This window comes from Pseudomonas sp. P116 (assembly GCF_020149425.1).
In the GTDB taxonomy this organism is placed as follows: Bacteria; Pseudomonadota; Gammaproteobacteria; order Pseudomonadales; family Pseudomonadaceae; genus Aquipseudomonas; species Aquipseudomonas anatoliensis.
Map to the genome: position 1 here is coordinate 468,983 of NZ_JACVHB010000003.1, position 13,643 is coordinate 482,625.

The 13,643-nt window shown below is 58.8% G+C and carries 13 protein-coding genes and 1 pseudogene; 8 read left to right on the top strand and 6 right to left on the bottom strand.

The window, feature by feature from the left end; all coding sequences use genetic code 11:
* Positions 1 to 11: 11 nt before the first annotated feature.
* Together ICA15_RS12595 and ICA15_RS12600 are read right to left on the bottom strand one after the other, a co-directional pair.
* Positions 12 to 1,154, bottom strand: coding sequence for an MFS transporter (locus ICA15_RS12595; protein WP_210553370.1), 1,143 nt, complete (start codon positions 1,152 to 1,154; stop codon positions 12 to 14).
* Positions 1,155 to 1,416: 262 nt separating this feature from the next.
* Entirely contained in the window at positions 1,417 to 2,910 is a 1,494-nt protein-coding gene (locus tag ICA15_RS12600; protein WP_008086799.1) for an aldehyde dehydrogenase, read from the bottom strand.
* 237 nt (positions 2,911 to 3,147) lie between these two features.
* Between ICA15_RS12600 and ICA15_RS12605 the strand changes: the two genes are divergently transcribed.
* Positions 3,148 to 3,510 (top strand): cupin domain-containing protein, encoded by a 363-nt coding sequence (locus ICA15_RS12605; protein ID WP_150616861.1) that lies wholly within the window; start codon positions 3,148 to 3,150, stop codon positions 3,508 to 3,510.
* 205 nt (positions 3,511 to 3,715) lie between these two features.
* On the opposite strand, the gene rpmG is transcribed toward ICA15_RS12605, so the two are convergent.
* A complete protein-coding gene (gene rpmG, locus ICA15_RS12610; protein WP_016772554.1) occupies positions 3,716 to 3,871 on the bottom strand; it encodes a 50S ribosomal protein L33 in 156 nt (51 codons plus the stop codon).
* An 11-nt stretch (positions 3,872 to 3,882) separates the two neighbouring features.
* Complete coding sequence (gene rpmB, locus ICA15_RS12615; protein ID WP_007920377.1) at positions 3,883 to 4,116, bottom strand: 50S ribosomal protein L28; 234 nt, start codon at positions 4,114 to 4,116, stop codon at positions 3,883 to 3,885.
* A 447-nt stretch (positions 4,117 to 4,563) separates the two neighbouring features.
* On the opposite strand from rpmB, the gene ICA15_RS12620 reads away from it, so the two are divergent.
* Entirely contained in the window at positions 4,564 to 6,150 is a 1,587-nt protein-coding gene (locus tag ICA15_RS12620) for an ABC transporter substrate-binding protein (RefSeq protein WP_210553369.1), read from the top strand.
* A gap of 126 nt (positions 6,151 to 6,276) precedes the next feature.
* On the opposite strand, the gene radC is transcribed toward ICA15_RS12620, so the two are convergent.
* The gene (gene radC / locus ICA15_RS12625; RefSeq protein WP_210553368.1) at positions 6,277 to 6,951 is read right to left on the bottom strand and encodes a RadC family protein; all 675 of its coding nucleotides are present in this window, start codon (positions 6,949 to 6,951) and stop codon (positions 6,277 to 6,279) included.
* Positions 6,952 to 7,086: 135 nt separating this feature from the next.
* Here radC and coaBC point away from each other — a divergent pair, with 135 nt between their 5' ends.
* The 6 genes and pseudogenes from coaBC (at position 7,087) to ICA15_RS12655 (ending at position 12,783) form a co-directional block, all read left to right on the top strand.
* On the top strand, positions 7,087 to 8,295 hold the full coding sequence (gene coaBC, locus ICA15_RS12630; RefSeq protein ID WP_210553569.1) for a bifunctional phosphopantothenoylcysteine decarboxylase/phosphopantothenate--cysteine ligase CoaBC: 1,209 nt from the start codon (positions 7,087 to 7,089) through the stop codon (positions 8,293 to 8,295).
* 5 nt (positions 8,296 to 8,300) lie between these two features.
* Entirely contained in the window at positions 8,301 to 8,756 is a 456-nt protein-coding gene (dut, locus tag ICA15_RS12635; protein WP_210553367.1) for a dUTP diphosphatase, read from the top strand.
* 353 nt (positions 8,757 to 9,109) lie between these two features.
* Positions 9,110 to 10,486: pseudogene (locus tag ICA15_RS12640) on the top strand (phosphomannomutase/phosphoglucomutase); the annotation flags it as partial.
* A gap of 17 nt (positions 10,487 to 10,503) precedes the next feature.
* Entirely contained in the window at positions 10,504 to 11,409 is a 906-nt protein-coding gene (gene argB, locus ICA15_RS12645) for an acetylglutamate kinase (protein ID WP_150593448.1), read from the top strand.
* Positions 11,410 to 11,840: 431 nt separating this feature from the next.
* Positions 11,841 to 12,413: a hypothetical protein gene (locus ICA15_RS12650; RefSeq protein WP_150616865.1), complete on the top strand. Its 573-nt coding sequence runs from the start codon at positions 11,841 to 11,843 to the stop codon at positions 12,411 to 12,413.
* Positions 12,400 to 12,783 carry a hypothetical protein gene (locus ICA15_RS12655; protein ID WP_210553365.1) on the top strand — a complete coding sequence of 128 codons (384 nt, stop codon included), beginning with the start codon at positions 12,400 to 12,402 and terminating at the stop codon, positions 12,781 to 12,783. The genes ICA15_RS12650 and ICA15_RS12655 overlap by 14 nt, the downstream gene beginning before the upstream one ends.
* A 163-nt stretch (positions 12,784 to 12,946) precedes the next feature.
* Here the strand turns inward: ICA15_RS12655 and pyrE are convergent, their stop codons facing one another.
* A complete protein-coding gene (gene pyrE / locus ICA15_RS12660; RefSeq protein WP_041071932.1) occupies positions 12,947 to 13,591 on the bottom strand; it encodes an orotate phosphoribosyltransferase in 645 nt (214 codons plus the stop codon).
* Between the last annotated feature and the right edge of the window lie 52 nt (positions 13,592 to 13,643).

The following is a 13,643-nucleotide window of genomic DNA, read 5'->3' on the forward strand; positions in this document are numbered from 1 at the left end:
ATCTTTTGACTTTAAGCAGTCTGCACTGTGCCAAAAGCACCTTGTCGGGATACCAGAATCACCAACCCGAAAGCTCCCGCCGCCATCAACCAGGGCAACGCATGCCCGCTGATCCACTGACTACCCGCCCCCGCCGCCAACGGTCCGATCAGACAGCCAACACCCCACAGTTGCGCGATATGCGCATTGGCTCGCACCAGCGCGTCATCACGATAACGCTCACCGATGAGGATCAGCGATAGCGTGAACAACCCACCTGCGCTGGCGCCAAACAATACCCACAGCGGCCAGATCAGCAACGTGTCGATCAACATCGGAATCGCCAGGCTCGACAGCATCAACACCACCGCGCACCCGGTGAACAGCGTGCGCCGCGACAGGTAATCGGCTAACGCGCCAATCGGCAATTGCAGCAGCGCATCGCCCACCACCACAGTACTGACCATCGCCAAGGCGATTTCGGCGGTAAAACCCTGTTGCAGGCAATACACCGGCAACAACGTCAGGATCATCGCCTCGAACGCGGCAAACAAGGACACCGCCCAGGCAATCGCCGGCAGTTCGCGGGCAAAGCCCCACAGGTCGCGGAAGGTCACGCTGCTCGCTTCACTGCTCGGCGCACCGCTACGGCGCAGCAACAGCAAAGGCGAGATCATCAGCAGCGCGACACCGACCCAAAAGCCGTAATCATCTTCGGTGCCGAGCGCGCCCAGCAGCAAAGGACCAGACAGTTGGCTCAGCGCGTAACTGCTGCCATACAGCGCCACCAGTCGACCGCGCCAATGCTCGACCACCAGTTGATTGATCCAGCTCTCGCCGAGGATGAACACGATGGTCAGGATCACGCCGATCATCAAGCGCAGCACCAGCCAGATCGGATAGCTCGGCAACAGCGCCAACAGGCCAATGGACAAAGCACCGGCCCACAAGCACAGACGCATCAGGTTCGCCGTGCCAAAACGCGCCGCCAGATGACTGGAAATCTTCGCGCCCAACAACACGCCAATGGCCGGCATCGCCGCCATTACGCCAATGGCAAAGGCGCCATAACCCCAGCCCTCAAGACGCAACGACACCAACGGCATGCTGACCCCAAGGGCCAGGCCTACACTCAAGACAGACGCCAACACGGCGAAATACGTCGCCCACCGCATGTTCCACGCTCCTGTGGATATTCTTTTTGTATTCACCCAAAACACTGTGGGAGCGAGCCCCTGTGGCGAGGGGATTTATCCCCGTTGGGTCGCGCAGCGGCCCCAAAACCTGCAACCACGATGTACCAGGTACACCGCGTGCAATGGTTTAGCGACTGCTTCGCAGCCGAACGGGGATAAATCCCCTCACCACAGAAACTCACTCCCACAGAGGATTTCTGTAGCGCTCGTGAGCCTGATTCAGCAGGCCCTCTTTACCGCATTACAACTTGATCCACGTCGCCTTCAGCTCGGTGTATTTGTCGAACGCGTGCAGCGACTTGTCGCGGCCGTTGCCCGACTGCTTGAAGCCACCGAACGGTGCAGTCATATCGCCGCCGTCGTACTGGTTGACCCAGACGCTACCGGCGCGTAGCGCCTTGGCGGTCAGGTGCGCTTTGGAGATGTCCTGAGTCCACACCGCAGCGGCCAGGCCGTAAGGCGTGTCGTTAGCGATCTGGATGGCTTCTTCAGCAGTGTCGAAAGCAATAACCGACAGCACCGGGCCGAAGATCTCTTCCTGTGCGATCTTCATCGCGTTGCTCACGCCGTCGAAAATCGTCGGCTCGACGTAAGTACCACCGGTTTCCTGAAGAATGCGCTTGCCGCCAGCCACCAGTTTGGCGCCGTCGGTATGACCGGACTCGATGTACGACAGCACGGTGTTCATCTGCTGGGTATCGACCAGCGCGCCGACATTGGTCGCCGGGTCCAGCGGATTACCCGGCTTCCAGGCCTTCAGCGCCTCGATCACCATCGGCAGGAATTTGTCCTTGATCGAACGCTCGACCAGCAGACGCGAACCGGCGGTGCAGACTTCGCCCTGGTTGAAGGCAATGGCGCTGGCGGCGGATTCGGCAGCGGCTTGCAGATCGGGAGCATCGGCAAAGACGATGTTCGGGCTCTTGCCACCGGCTTCCAGCCAGACGCGTTTCATGTTCGATTCGCCGGAATAAATCATCAATTGCTTGGCGATCTTGGTCGAACCGGTGAACACCAACGTGTCCACATCGTTGTGCAGGGCCAGCGCCTTGCCAACGGTATGGCCATAGCCCGGAAGGACGTTGAGCACGCCTTTCGGAATGCCGGCCTCAACAGCCAGCGCCGCGATACGGATGGCGGTCAGCGGCGACTTTTCCGACGGCTTGAGGATCACCGAGTTGCCGGTCGACAGCGCCGGGCCGAGTTTCCAGCAGGCCATCATCAGCGGGAAGTTCCACGGCACGATGGCGCCAACCACGCCTACCGGCTCGCGGGTCACCAGACCCAGTTGATCGTGCGGCGTAGCCGCGACTTCGTCGTAAATCTTGTCGATCGCCTCACCGCTCCAGCTCAGCGCTTGCGCCGCGCCCGGCACGTCGATGTACAGCGAATCGCTGATCGGCTTACCCATGTCGAGGGTTTCGAGCAGGGCGAGTTCTTCGGCGTGCTGTTTCAGCAGACCGGCAAAGCGAATCATGGTGGCTTTGCGCTTGGTCGGCGCCAGGCGCGACCACACGCCGGAATTGAACGTAGCGCGAGCGTTTTCCACGGCGCGCTGGGCGTCGGCGGCGTCACAGCTGGCAATTTTTCCCAGCAGACGGCCATCGACCGGGCTGATGCACTCGAAGGTCTCGCCGGAGACCGCGTCGGTGTATTCGCCATTGAGGTAGGCGCGGCCTTCGATCTTCAGGTCGCGGGCGCGTTGTTCCCAATCGGCACGAGTCAGGGTGGTCATTCAGGTGTCCTCCTCTTGTTGAATACGAGCGCCGCGCGATCTTCGCCGACGTCCTCAGCAATTCTGCCCGGCCAGCCTGCATTTCGGCCCGAGGCACCCGCCACCCTAAACCAGCGGCCGGGTTTGTTTCAATATATTTGACATAAGGCGGCTATACGACCTTGCAGTGTTGATTTTAATCAACATAGACTTTGGCCTTTTCCAGCCATTGCGACGCATTCACGGGAGATAACAACAATGAACATCCAGAACGTCGTCGACATCAGCCTGACCACCAGCGAAGCCGAACGCTATCGCCCGGACCCGGCCAAAGTGCTCAAGGGCGATCCCGAGCAAGCAGTGTTCCATCAATATGAAAGTCCGTGCGGGCAGATGGGTGTCGGCGTGTGGGAAGGTGCGGTGGGTCAGTGGACGGTGAATTACACCGAGCATGAATACTGCGAAATTCTTCAGGGCGTTTCGGTGCTGCGTGACAGCGACGGCAATGCCAAGACATTGCGCGTCGGTGACCGCTTTGTGATTCCGGCGGGTTTTCGCGGCACTTGGGAAGTGCTGGAGGCTTGCCGCAAGGTCTATGTGATTTTTGAACAGAAGGGCTGAGGATATTCGCTGGCTGATCTGGCCCCATCGCTGGCAAGCCAGCTCCCACAGTAATTGTGGGAGTTCACAAATTATGCGGTCACCAAAAAACCTATGGAAGCTGGCTTGCCAGCGATGAGGCATGGACGGGCGCGACAAAACCTGAGAAACAAAAAAGGCCCGTATCGTGAGATACGGGCCTTTTTCGTAAGTCAGGAAAAATCAATTACTTGATTTTGCCTTCCTTGTACATCACGTGCTTACGAACAACCGGATCATATTTCTTGATCTCGATTTTGTCCGGGGTAGTACGCTTGTTCTTGTCGGTAGTGTAGAAGTGACCAGTACCGGCGCTCGAGATCAAACGAATCAATTCACGCATGATTAGCTCCCTTAAATCTTGCCATCGCGGCGAAGTTCGGCGAGCACGACAGTGATGCCACGCTTGTCGATGATACGCATGCCTTTGGCAGATACGCGCAGACGCACAAAACGTTTCTCTTCTTCAACCCAGAAGCGGTGATGCTGCAGGTTCGGCAGGAAACGACGACGGGTTTTGTTGTTTGCGTGGGAAATGTTATTCCCAGTCACCGGACCCTTACCGGTAACTTGACATACTCTCGACATGCCTCAGCCCTCTAAAACCACATGCCCAACCCGGCATGGGTTGGCCGCTTAATCTCTCAGTCATTTGGCGCCAGGCGCCGCGTTTCTTTAGAGGTCTTACCGGCTACACCTACAGTGAAGGAACCGGGCCCCTAGAAAAGAGCGCTGCTTTATACCAGAAAGACTGGGGTGCAACAACTTTCCGTGTGCAATCAATCCACAAAAAGCCGTAAATTCTGCCCGTGAGCGCCTTGGATAAAGGCCGGGACGGGGTTTTACCACTCGTCGAAGAAAACTGCTCACATGCGCGATTCTGGCTCTTCGTTGCACCGAGCCCCCATCGCATCCGCGTAAAAACGCTCCCGAAAACACAAAAGGGGATAGTCATTTGCAATCGCGACCTCTAGGGTAGGGCTTTTCCAGACTGCACTTGCAGATGGGCCTTCGATCTGTGAAAGGAAACCGACCATGCGCCTCGCTGCCCTAACCCTGCTGCTCGCCCCCCTCCTGCTGAGCCCCTTGGCCCAGGCCGCCGCGCTGAGCGTCTGCACCGAGGCGAGCCCTGAAGGCTTCGATGTGGTGCAGTACAACTCGCTGACCACCACCAATGCGTCGGCCGATGTGCTGATGAACCGCCTGGTTGATTTCGACACTGCCAGCGGCAAGGTCATCCCGAGCCTGGCCGACAGTTGGGAAGTCAGCACTGACGGCCTGACTTATATCTTCAAATTGCACCCGCGGGTCAAATTTCACACAACCGAATACTTCAAGCCAACCCGCGAGCTGACTGCCGAAGACGTCAAATTCAGTTTCGACCGTATGCTCGATCCAGCCAATCCGTGGCACAAAGTGGCGCAAAGCGGCTTCCCCCACGCGCAATCGATGCAGTTGCCGGCACTCATCAAGAAGATCGACGCGCTGGATCCGCTGACGGTGCGCTTCACGCTTGATCACCCGGACTCGACTTTTCTGGCGACGCTGAGCATGGGTTTCGCCTCGGTCTATTCCGCCGAATACGCCGACAAGCTGTTGAAGGCCAACGCCACCGACAAGCTCAACAGCCAGCCAATCGGCACCGGCCCGTTCGTATTCAGCCGTTTTCAGAAAGACGCCGCGGTCCGTTACAAGGCCAACCCGGACTACTTCCGTGGCAAGCCTGCAGTGGATCCGCTGATCTTCGCGATCACGCCAGATGCCAACGTGCGCCTGCAAAAACTGCGACGCAATGAATGCCAGATTGCCCTGTCGCCAAAACCCTTGGACGTACAGGCTGCGCAGAAAGAACCGACGCTGAAAGTCGAAAAAACTGACGCGTTCATGACCGCCTTCGTCGGCATCAACAGCCAGCATCCGCCGCTGGACAAACCGGAAGTGCGGCAGGCGATCAACCTTGCCTTCGACAAGGCCAACTACATCAAAGCCGTGTTCGAAGACACGGCGGAAGCGGCCAACGGCCCTTACCCGCCGAATACCTGGAGCTACGCGAAAGGCCTTCCGGGCTACCCGCACGACGTGGCGAAAGCCAAGGCGCTGATGGCCAAGGCCGGCTTGAAGGATGGTTTCAAGACCACGATCTGGACGCGTCCATCGGGCAGCCTGCTCAACCCGAATCCGAGCCTTGGCGCACAGATGCTGCAATCGGATCTGGCAGAGATCGGCATTCAGGCGGAAATCCGTGTGATCGAATGGGGCGAGCTGATTCGCCGCGCCAAGGCTGGCGAGCATGATCTGTTGTTCATGGGCTGGGCCGGCGACAATGGCGACCCGGACAACTTCCTCACGCCGCAGTTTTCCTGCGCCGCGGTCAAGTCCGGCACCAACTTCGCCCGCTACTGCAACGCTGATCTCGACAAGCTGATCAGCGCCGGCAAGACCACTAGCGAACAAGGTGTGCGCACCAAGCTCTACGAGCAGGCACAGGCGCAGATTCAGCAGCAGGCATTGTGGCTGCCGCTGGCGCACCCGACGGCGTTCGCACTGACGCGTAAAGACGTTCAGGGTTACACGGTGAGCCCGTTTGGCCGGCAGGACTACTCCAGGGTCAACATGAAATAATCGGCACACCACCAAGCCCCCGTAGGAGCTGTCGAGTGAAACGAGGCTGCGATCTTTTGATCTTTAAAACAGAGTCAAAAGATCGCAGCCTTCGGCAACTCCTACAGAGAAAGGGTCGGCGGATAATTACATCCAGCCGCACTCCGCCATCGACAGCGGCTCACCCTCCCCCACGATGAAGTGATCGAGCACCCGCACATCAATCAGGTCCAAAGCCTTCTGCAAACGCTTGGTCAACAACCGGTCCGCCTGACTGGGGTCGCTGTTCCCCGACGGGTGGTTGTGACACAGGATCACCGCCGCTGCGTTATTCGCCAACGACCGCTTCACTACTTCCCGAGGATGCACGCTAGTGTTGTCGATGGAGCCGCGAAACAGCGCCTCGAACGTCAGCACTTGATGCTTGGAGTCCAGAAACAGACAACCAAACACCTCGTGTGGCTCGTGGCGCAGCATCGATTTGAGGTAATCGCGAACCGCCTGCGGATTCTCCAGTGCGGGTTTCTTGCGCATGCGTTCGGCCAGATGCCGCCGGCCCATTTCCAGCACCGCCTGCAACTGGGCGAACTTCGCCGGCCCCAATCCCAATTCCCTGCTGAATTCTGCAAGATCGGCCTCCAGCAACACGCGCAGGCTGCCGAATTGAGTCAACAGGTGTCGCGCAAGATCCACTGCGCTTTTTCCAGTGACTCCGGTGCGTAAAAAGATCGCCAGCAATTCTGCGTCGGAAAGACTTCCCGAGCCTTGTTCAAGTAGCTTCTCCCGCGGGCGTTCTGCCGCAGGCCAATCGCGAATACTCATACACTTTCCCTGTCTGTGGGCGCCGCTGTTCCGTAGCGGTCGCTGTGATATCTTAGCCCATCTTTTTTGCGGGCGAATTCATCCTGGGGAGGGGGTTTCGCCACGTATGTCACCCACGAAATGAAAGGCAGACCTATGCAGCGGCTGTATCGGAAACGCATCGTTCTGGGCGTCGGCGGCGGCATCGCTGCCTACAAGAGCGCTGATCTGGTTCGTCGCCTGATCGACCAGGGCGCCGAAGTGCGCGTGGTCATGACCCATGGCGGCGCCGAGTTCATTACTCCGCTGACCATGCAGGCCCTGTCCGGGCACCCGGTTCACCTGGATTTGCTTGACCCGGCCGCCGAAGCGGCGATGGGCCACATCGAACTGGCCAAGTGGGCCGATCTGGTGCTGATCGCCCCGGCCACCGCCGACCTGCTCGCACGCCTGGCCCAAGGCATCGCCAACGACTTGCTGACCACACTGGTGCTGGCCACCGACGCCGTCGTGGCGGTCGCACCTGCAATGAATCAGGCGATGTGGCGCGACCCGGCGACCCAGGACAACCTGCAACTGCTTGAAAGCCGCGGCCTGAAGACATTCGGCCCGGCCTCCGGCAGCCAGGCCTGCGGTGACGTCGGCATGGGCCGCATGATGGAAGCCACGGATCTGGCCCAATGCGCAGCGGACTGCTTCCAGCGTCAGGCGCTGACCGGCAAGCACGTCGTCATTACGGCCGGCCCGACCCAGGAAAACATCGATCCGGTGCGCTACATCACCAACCATAGCTCCGGAAAAATGGGCTTCGCCCTGGCCGAAGCGGCGGTGGAAGCCGGTGCCCGCGTGACACTGATCAGCGGCCCGGTGCACCTGCCGACCCCCGATCGCGTTACGCGCATCGACGTGGTCAGCGCCCGTGACATGCTCGCGGCGTGCGAATCTGCGATCCCATGCGACGTGTTCATTTCCTCGGCAGCGGTTGCGGATTACCGCCCGGAAGTCATCGCCCCGCAAAAACTCAAGAAAGATCCTACGAGCGGCGACGGCTTCGTCCTGCAAATGGTGCGCAACCCAGACATCCTGGCCACCATCGCGACCCGTCCCGATCGTCCGTTCAGTGTCGGTTTCGCCGCCGAGACCGAACACCTGCTCGACTACGCTGCACGCAAGCTGAAGGACAAGAATCTCGATTTGATCGTCGCCAACGACGTCGCCAACCCGAGCATCGGTTTCAACAGCGAAGAAAACGCCTGCAGCGTAATTGACCGTGAGCTTCACGCCACGGTTTTCGCCCAGACCAGCAAGAGCAAGATCGCTCGCCAACTGGTCACTTTTATCGCCGAACGTCTGAACCAGGTTTAATTTACATGCACGCTTTGCAAGCCAAGATCCTCGACCCACGCATCGGTACTCAATTCCCGCTGCCGCAATACGCCACGCCGGGCTCCGCCGGGCTAGACCTGCGCGCCATGCTGGAGCAGGACATCGTGATCAAGCCGGGTGAAACCGTGCTGATCCCGACCGGCCTGTCGGTCTACATCGGTGACCCCAACCTCGCTGCGCTGATCCTGCCGCGCTCGGGCATGGGCCACAAACACGGCATCGTGCTGGGCAACCTTGTTGGCCTGATCGACTCCGATTACCAGGGCCCGTTGATGGTTTCGTGCTGGAACCGCGGCCAGACCGATTTCACCATGACCGTCGGCGAACGCCTGGCGCAACTGGTGCTGGTGCCGGTGGTACAGGCGCATTTCGAGATGGTTGACGAGTTCGTCGAAACCGAGCGTGGCACCGGTGGTTTTGGCCATACCGGCACCAAATAATCCATACCGATACCGATACCGATACCGATACCGATACATCACTGTAGGAGCTGCCGAAGGCTGCGATCTTTTGATTTTGTTTTTTAAGATCAAGATCAAAAGATCGCAGCCTTCGGCAGCTCCTACAGGGGAAAATTTCAGGCAGATCAGCTGAAAGGTTTACCGCCGCAAATCAAGGTTTTGCCGGACCAAGGCCACGCCAGCCGAGGCGTCATGGCCCTTTCATGCCACGAACTCTCTGCGGAAAACGCCGTCATACCCTTCAGTTTGAGCTTGCCGTCGAATGAGTCGTCGGTCTGTCCAGTCACTTTTGAGATGGAGCATTTCCGCAGATGACCACCCCCGCCCAAGTTGCACCAAAGCTGCCTGACAGCATCTTCCGCGCCTATGACATTCGCGGCACCGTGCCGGAATTCCTCAATGCCGAAACCGCTTACTGGATCGGCCGCGCTGTCGGCTCGCAGAGCCTTGCCCAAGGCGAACCCAATGTGTCCGTCGGTCGCGACGGCCGCCTGTCCGGCCCGGAACTGGTCGCAGAACTGATTCGCGGTATCGCCGAGAGTGGCTGCCACGTCAGCGATGTCGGCCTGGTGCCGACGCCGGCGCTGTACTACGCCGCCAACGTCCTGGCCGGCAAGTCCGGTGTGATGCTCACCGGCAGCCACAACCCGTCCAACTACAACGGTTTCAAGATCGTCATCGCCGGCGACACGCTCGCCAACGAACAGATTCAGGCTCTGCACGAGCGCCTCAAGACCAACAATCTGAGCAGCGGCAACGGCAGCGTGACCCAGGTCGAGATCCTCGACCGCTATAACACCGAAATCGTCCAGGACATCAAACTGGCGCGGCGCCTGAAAGTCGTGGTCGATTGCGGCAACGGCGCGGCAGGCGTGATCGCCCCGCAACTGATCGAAGCGCTGAACTGCGAAGTCATCCCGCTGTTCTGCGAAGTTGACGGCAATTTCCCCAATCATCACCCGGACCCGGGCAAGCCGGAAAACCTTGTCGACCTGATCGCCAAGGTCAAGGAAACCAACGCCGACATCGGCCTGGCGTTCGATGGTGACGGCGACCGTGTCGGCGTGGTGACCAACACCGGCAGCATCGTTTTCCCGGATCGCCTGTTGATGCTGTTCGCCCGTGACGTGGTGGCGCGCAACCCGGACGCGGAAATCATCTTCGACGTCAAATGCACCCGTCGCCTGGTACCGCTGATCAAGGAGTACGGTGGTCGGCCGCTAATGTGGAAGACTGGTCATTCGTTGATCAAAAAGAAAATGAAACAATCCGGCGCGCTGTTGGCCGGTGAAATGAGCGGGCACATCTTCTTCAAGGAACGCTGGTTCGGTTTCGACGACGGTATCTACAGCGCCGCACGGCTGCTGGAGATCCTCAGCAAGGAAAAATCCACCGCGGAGGAGCTGTTTGCGACCTTCCCGAATGATATTTCTACGCCGGAAATCAATATCCATGTGACCGAAGAGAGCAAATTCAGCATCATTGATGCACTGCACGACGCACAGTGGGGCGCAGGCGCTGACCTGACCACCATCGACGGCGTGCGAGTCGACTACGCCAAAGGCTGGGGCCTGGTGCGCGCGTCCAACACCACACCGGTGCTGGTGCTGCGCTTCGAGGCCGATGACGAGGCTGAATTGCAGCGCATCAAGGATGTGTTCCACGCCCAACTGAAACGCGTTGCACCTGATCTCCAACTACCGTTCTGATCCACCCGGAGCCCTGAATGACCCTCGAACGCGAAGCCGCCGCCAACACTGCCAAGGTCCTGTCCGAAGCACTGCCTTACATCCGACGCTATGTCGGCAAGACCCTGGTGATCAAATACGGCGGCAACGCGATGGAAAGCGAGGAGCTGAAAACCGGCTTCGCCCGCGACATCGTGCTGATGAAAGCCGTGGGTATCAACCCGGTGGTCGTGCACGGCGGCGGTCCGCAGATCGGTGATCTGCTCAAGCGCCTGTCGATCGAGAGCCACTTCGTCGACGGCATGCGCGTTACCGATGCCGCGACCATGGACGTGGTGGAAATGGTTCTGGGCGGTCAGGTCAACAAAAGCATCGTCAACCTGATCAACCGTCACGGCGGCAGCGCTATTGGCCTGACCGGTAAAGATGCCGGGCTGATTCGTGCGAAGAAACTGACCGTCACCCGCCAGACCCCAGAGATGACCCAGCCGGAAATCATCGACATCGGTCACGTCGGCGAAGTGGTCGGGATCAACACCGAGCTGCTGAACCTGCTGGTCAAAGGCAATTTCATCCCGGTGATTGCGCCAATCGGTGTGGGCGAGAACGGCGAGTCGTACAACATCAACGCCGATCTGGTCGCCGGCAAGGTTGCCGAAGCGCTGAAAGCAGAGAAGCTGATGCTGCTGACCAACATCGCCGGCCTGATGGACAAGTCAGGCACGGTTCTGACCGGCCTGAGCACCCAGCAGGTCGACGATCTGATCGCTGACGGCACCATCTACGGCGGCATGCTGCCGAAGATCCGTTGCGCGCTGGAAGCCGTTCAGGGTGGCGTGGGGAGCTCGCTGATCATCGACGGGCGCGTGCCGAACGCGATCCTGCTGGAAATCTTCACCGACACGGGTGTCGGCACGCTGATCAGCAATCGCAAGCGTCCCTGATCGCTGAAACGTAAAAGATCGCAGCCTGCGGCAGCTCCTACAAAAGCGAATTTCGTGTGTATGAAATTGCTGTAGGAACTGACGAAGTCTGCGATCTTTTTTATGCGCGCAGGAAGCGTCTGACTTAACACAGCGAAACGTCCGACATCCACTCAGAACAAATCTCCCTAGGATCTTCCCCTCATCCACCGGAGATTTACCCATGCAAAAAGACAGCGTTCCTTACGGCAGTGACATTTCAGCAGGTAGCTACGCCTGCGTGGACTGCGGCCGAGAGTATTCAGGCCCTTCGCAAACATCGATGCCACCCGGCCCTGACTTCACCGAGGCCTCTCACCCTCTGAAAGGCTGGAAAGTGCTCACGGGCCAAGGGGATGCCCCTCAGGATCCGTACCCGGCAGACAGCAACAAATAACCCGGAGGCCCGAGCCATGCAGATCTCGTTCACGATCGACGCCGACGCTTTCGAGCTGGAACAAAAGGAACCGGTCAAAAAGACCTTGCGCATCGGCGATGCGGAAATCACCCACGCCCTCCAGCGTATCGCCAAGGCGAGCCTGACCGAATACCTGAAAATGCTGGTCGAGGGCGGGATGCCCAGCCGGGCCGACGAGGCCAAGCAGGATCGCCTGCTTTATCTGATTCAAAGCTACTTCGGGCAGACTTTACCGACTGAATCGCAAATCTCGACGATCTTCCAGCTGACCCAGAGTCAAAGCAAAACCTTGCTGAAAAACACTGTGTCGCGCTTTCGTAATCAGCTCGACGACATCCTGCAGCACAGCATGCGTGCGGTGGTCGATTCTGCGGAGCATGCAAAGGATGTCTATCTGGTCGTCATCAGCTCGGACGTGATCCGTGATGAACTGAACATGCTGATTACCCAGAACGAGCCGACCTTCAAACCCATCACCAAGCGCAAGGGCAGTGCCGGGCAGTTTGAGATCAGTGAGGATTCCCACGATTTGTTGTGCGCAACGCTGGGACTCAATGCCGTTCAGTGACATCGTCGCGGTCAGTGGCTTGCTGCTGACCCTGACCACCTTCATGTTCAATCTGGCCTGGCCCAAACTCAATGAGGCGTTGGCGCTGGATGAGTCACTGTCAGGCCTTCAGGCAAGAAAGCGCAGCAGGCAAAAGGTCATGGGGACGTTATTAAGCTGTGCGGTGCCGCTGACTTGCGCCTTTGCAGCGCTGTTTTACATCAACCTTCCGGCTGCGGTGGGGATTATTCGCAGCAGCTCAGTGGATCTGTGGGATTTCGACGTTGATCGCACGCTGTACGTAATGGTGGTTGTCGCGCTGCTCGCGTTTGCGCTGATCAATACGGTATTGACCCTGAAACTGATCTGGAAATGGCGAAATCTGCGCTAACCGCAAGCAAAAAGACCCCGCTCAGCCTGACTGAACGGGGTCTTTCTTTGCCTGCGATCCCTGTAGGAGCTGCCGAAGGCTGCGATCTTTTGATTTTGCCTGCGTCAAAAAACCGCAGCCTTCGGCAACTCCTACAGGGGATTGCGTCAGGCCAGAATCTGCGTCAAACGCCGAATTGGGCGCGGTACGCTTCCACGGCTGGCAAATGCTGCTTGAGCTGCGGATCGTCAGCGAGGAACTCCAGCACCTGATTCAGCGAAACAATGCTGATCACCGGAATGCCGAAATCGCGCTCTACTTCCTGAATTGCCGACAACTCTCCGTTGCCACGTTCCTGACGGTTCAAGGCGATCAACACACCGGCAGCCTTGGCACCGTCCTGAGACGCGATGATCTGCATGACTTCGCGGATCGCAGTACCGGCGGTGATCACGTCGTCGATGATCAGCACATCACCGGTCAGCGGGGCACCAACCAGACTGCCGCCTTCACCGTGGGCCTTGGCCTCTTTGCGGTTGAAGCACCATGGCAAGTCACGGTCGTGATGCTCGGCCAGCGCGACGGCGGTAGTCGCTGCCAACGGGATGCCTTTGTACGCCGGGCCAAACAGCACGTCGAAGGAAATGCCGCTTTCGGCAATGGCTGCGGCGTAAAACCGACCCAGCTGCGCCAGGGCCGAACCCGTGTTGAACAGGCCGGCATTGAAGAAGTAAGGACTGGTGCGCCCGGACTTCAGGGTGAACTCACCGAAGCGCAAAACGCCGCGATCGATGGCAAAACGAATGAAATCGCGCTGATACGCTTGCATGAAAAAAACCCCAAATACCACGGATTTAGCTAATTAGCTTGACGCCGTGTAT

What these genes read in the sequence shown, in the direction of transcription:
- ICA15_RS12595 (WP_210553370.1), bottom strand. Translation starts at nt 1,154, where the DNA reads ATGCGGTGGGCGACGTATTTCGCCGTGTTGGCGTCTGTCTTGAGTGTA.
- ICA15_RS12600 (WP_008086799.1), bottom strand. Translation starts at nt 2,910, where the DNA reads ATGACCACCCTGACTCGTGCCGATTGGGAACAACGCGCCCGCGACCTG.
- ICA15_RS12605 (WP_150616861.1), top strand. Translation starts at nt 3,148, where the DNA reads ATGAACATCCAGAACGTCGTCGACATCAGCCTGACCACCAGCGAAGCC.
- rpmG (WP_016772554.1), bottom strand. Translation starts at nt 3,871, where the DNA reads ATGCGTGAATTGATTCGTTTGATCTCGAGCGCCGGTACTGGTCACTTC.
- rpmB (WP_007920377.1), bottom strand. Translation starts at nt 4,116, where the DNA reads ATGTCGAGAGTATGTCAAGTTACCGGTAAGGGTCCGGTGACTGGGAAT.
- ICA15_RS12620 (WP_210553369.1), top strand. Translation starts at nt 4,564, where the DNA reads ATGCGCCTCGCTGCCCTAACCCTGCTGCTCGCCCCCCTCCTGCTGAGC.
- radC (WP_210553368.1), bottom strand. Translation starts at nt 6,951, where the DNA reads ATGAGTATTCGCGATTGGCCTGCGGCAGAACGCCCGCGGGAGAAGCTA.
- coaBC (WP_210553569.1), top strand. Translation starts at nt 7,087, where the DNA reads ATGCAGCGGCTGTATCGGAAACGCATCGTTCTGGGCGTCGGCGGCGGC.
- dut (WP_210553367.1), top strand. Translation starts at nt 8,301, where the DNA reads ATGCACGCTTTGCAAGCCAAGATCCTCGACCCACGCATCGGTACTCAA.
- argB (WP_150593448.1), top strand. Translation starts at nt 10,504, where the DNA reads ATGACCCTCGAACGCGAAGCCGCCGCCAACACTGCCAAGGTCCTGTCC.
- ICA15_RS12650 (WP_150616865.1), top strand. Translation starts at nt 11,841, where the DNA reads ATGCAGATCTCGTTCACGATCGACGCCGACGCTTTCGAGCTGGAACAA.
- ICA15_RS12655 (WP_210553365.1), top strand. Translation starts at nt 12,400, where the DNA reads ATGCCGTTCAGTGACATCGTCGCGGTCAGTGGCTTGCTGCTGACCCTG.
- pyrE (WP_041071932.1), bottom strand. Translation starts at nt 13,591, where the DNA reads ATGCAAGCGTATCAGCGCGATTTCATTCGTTTTGCCATCGATCGCGGC.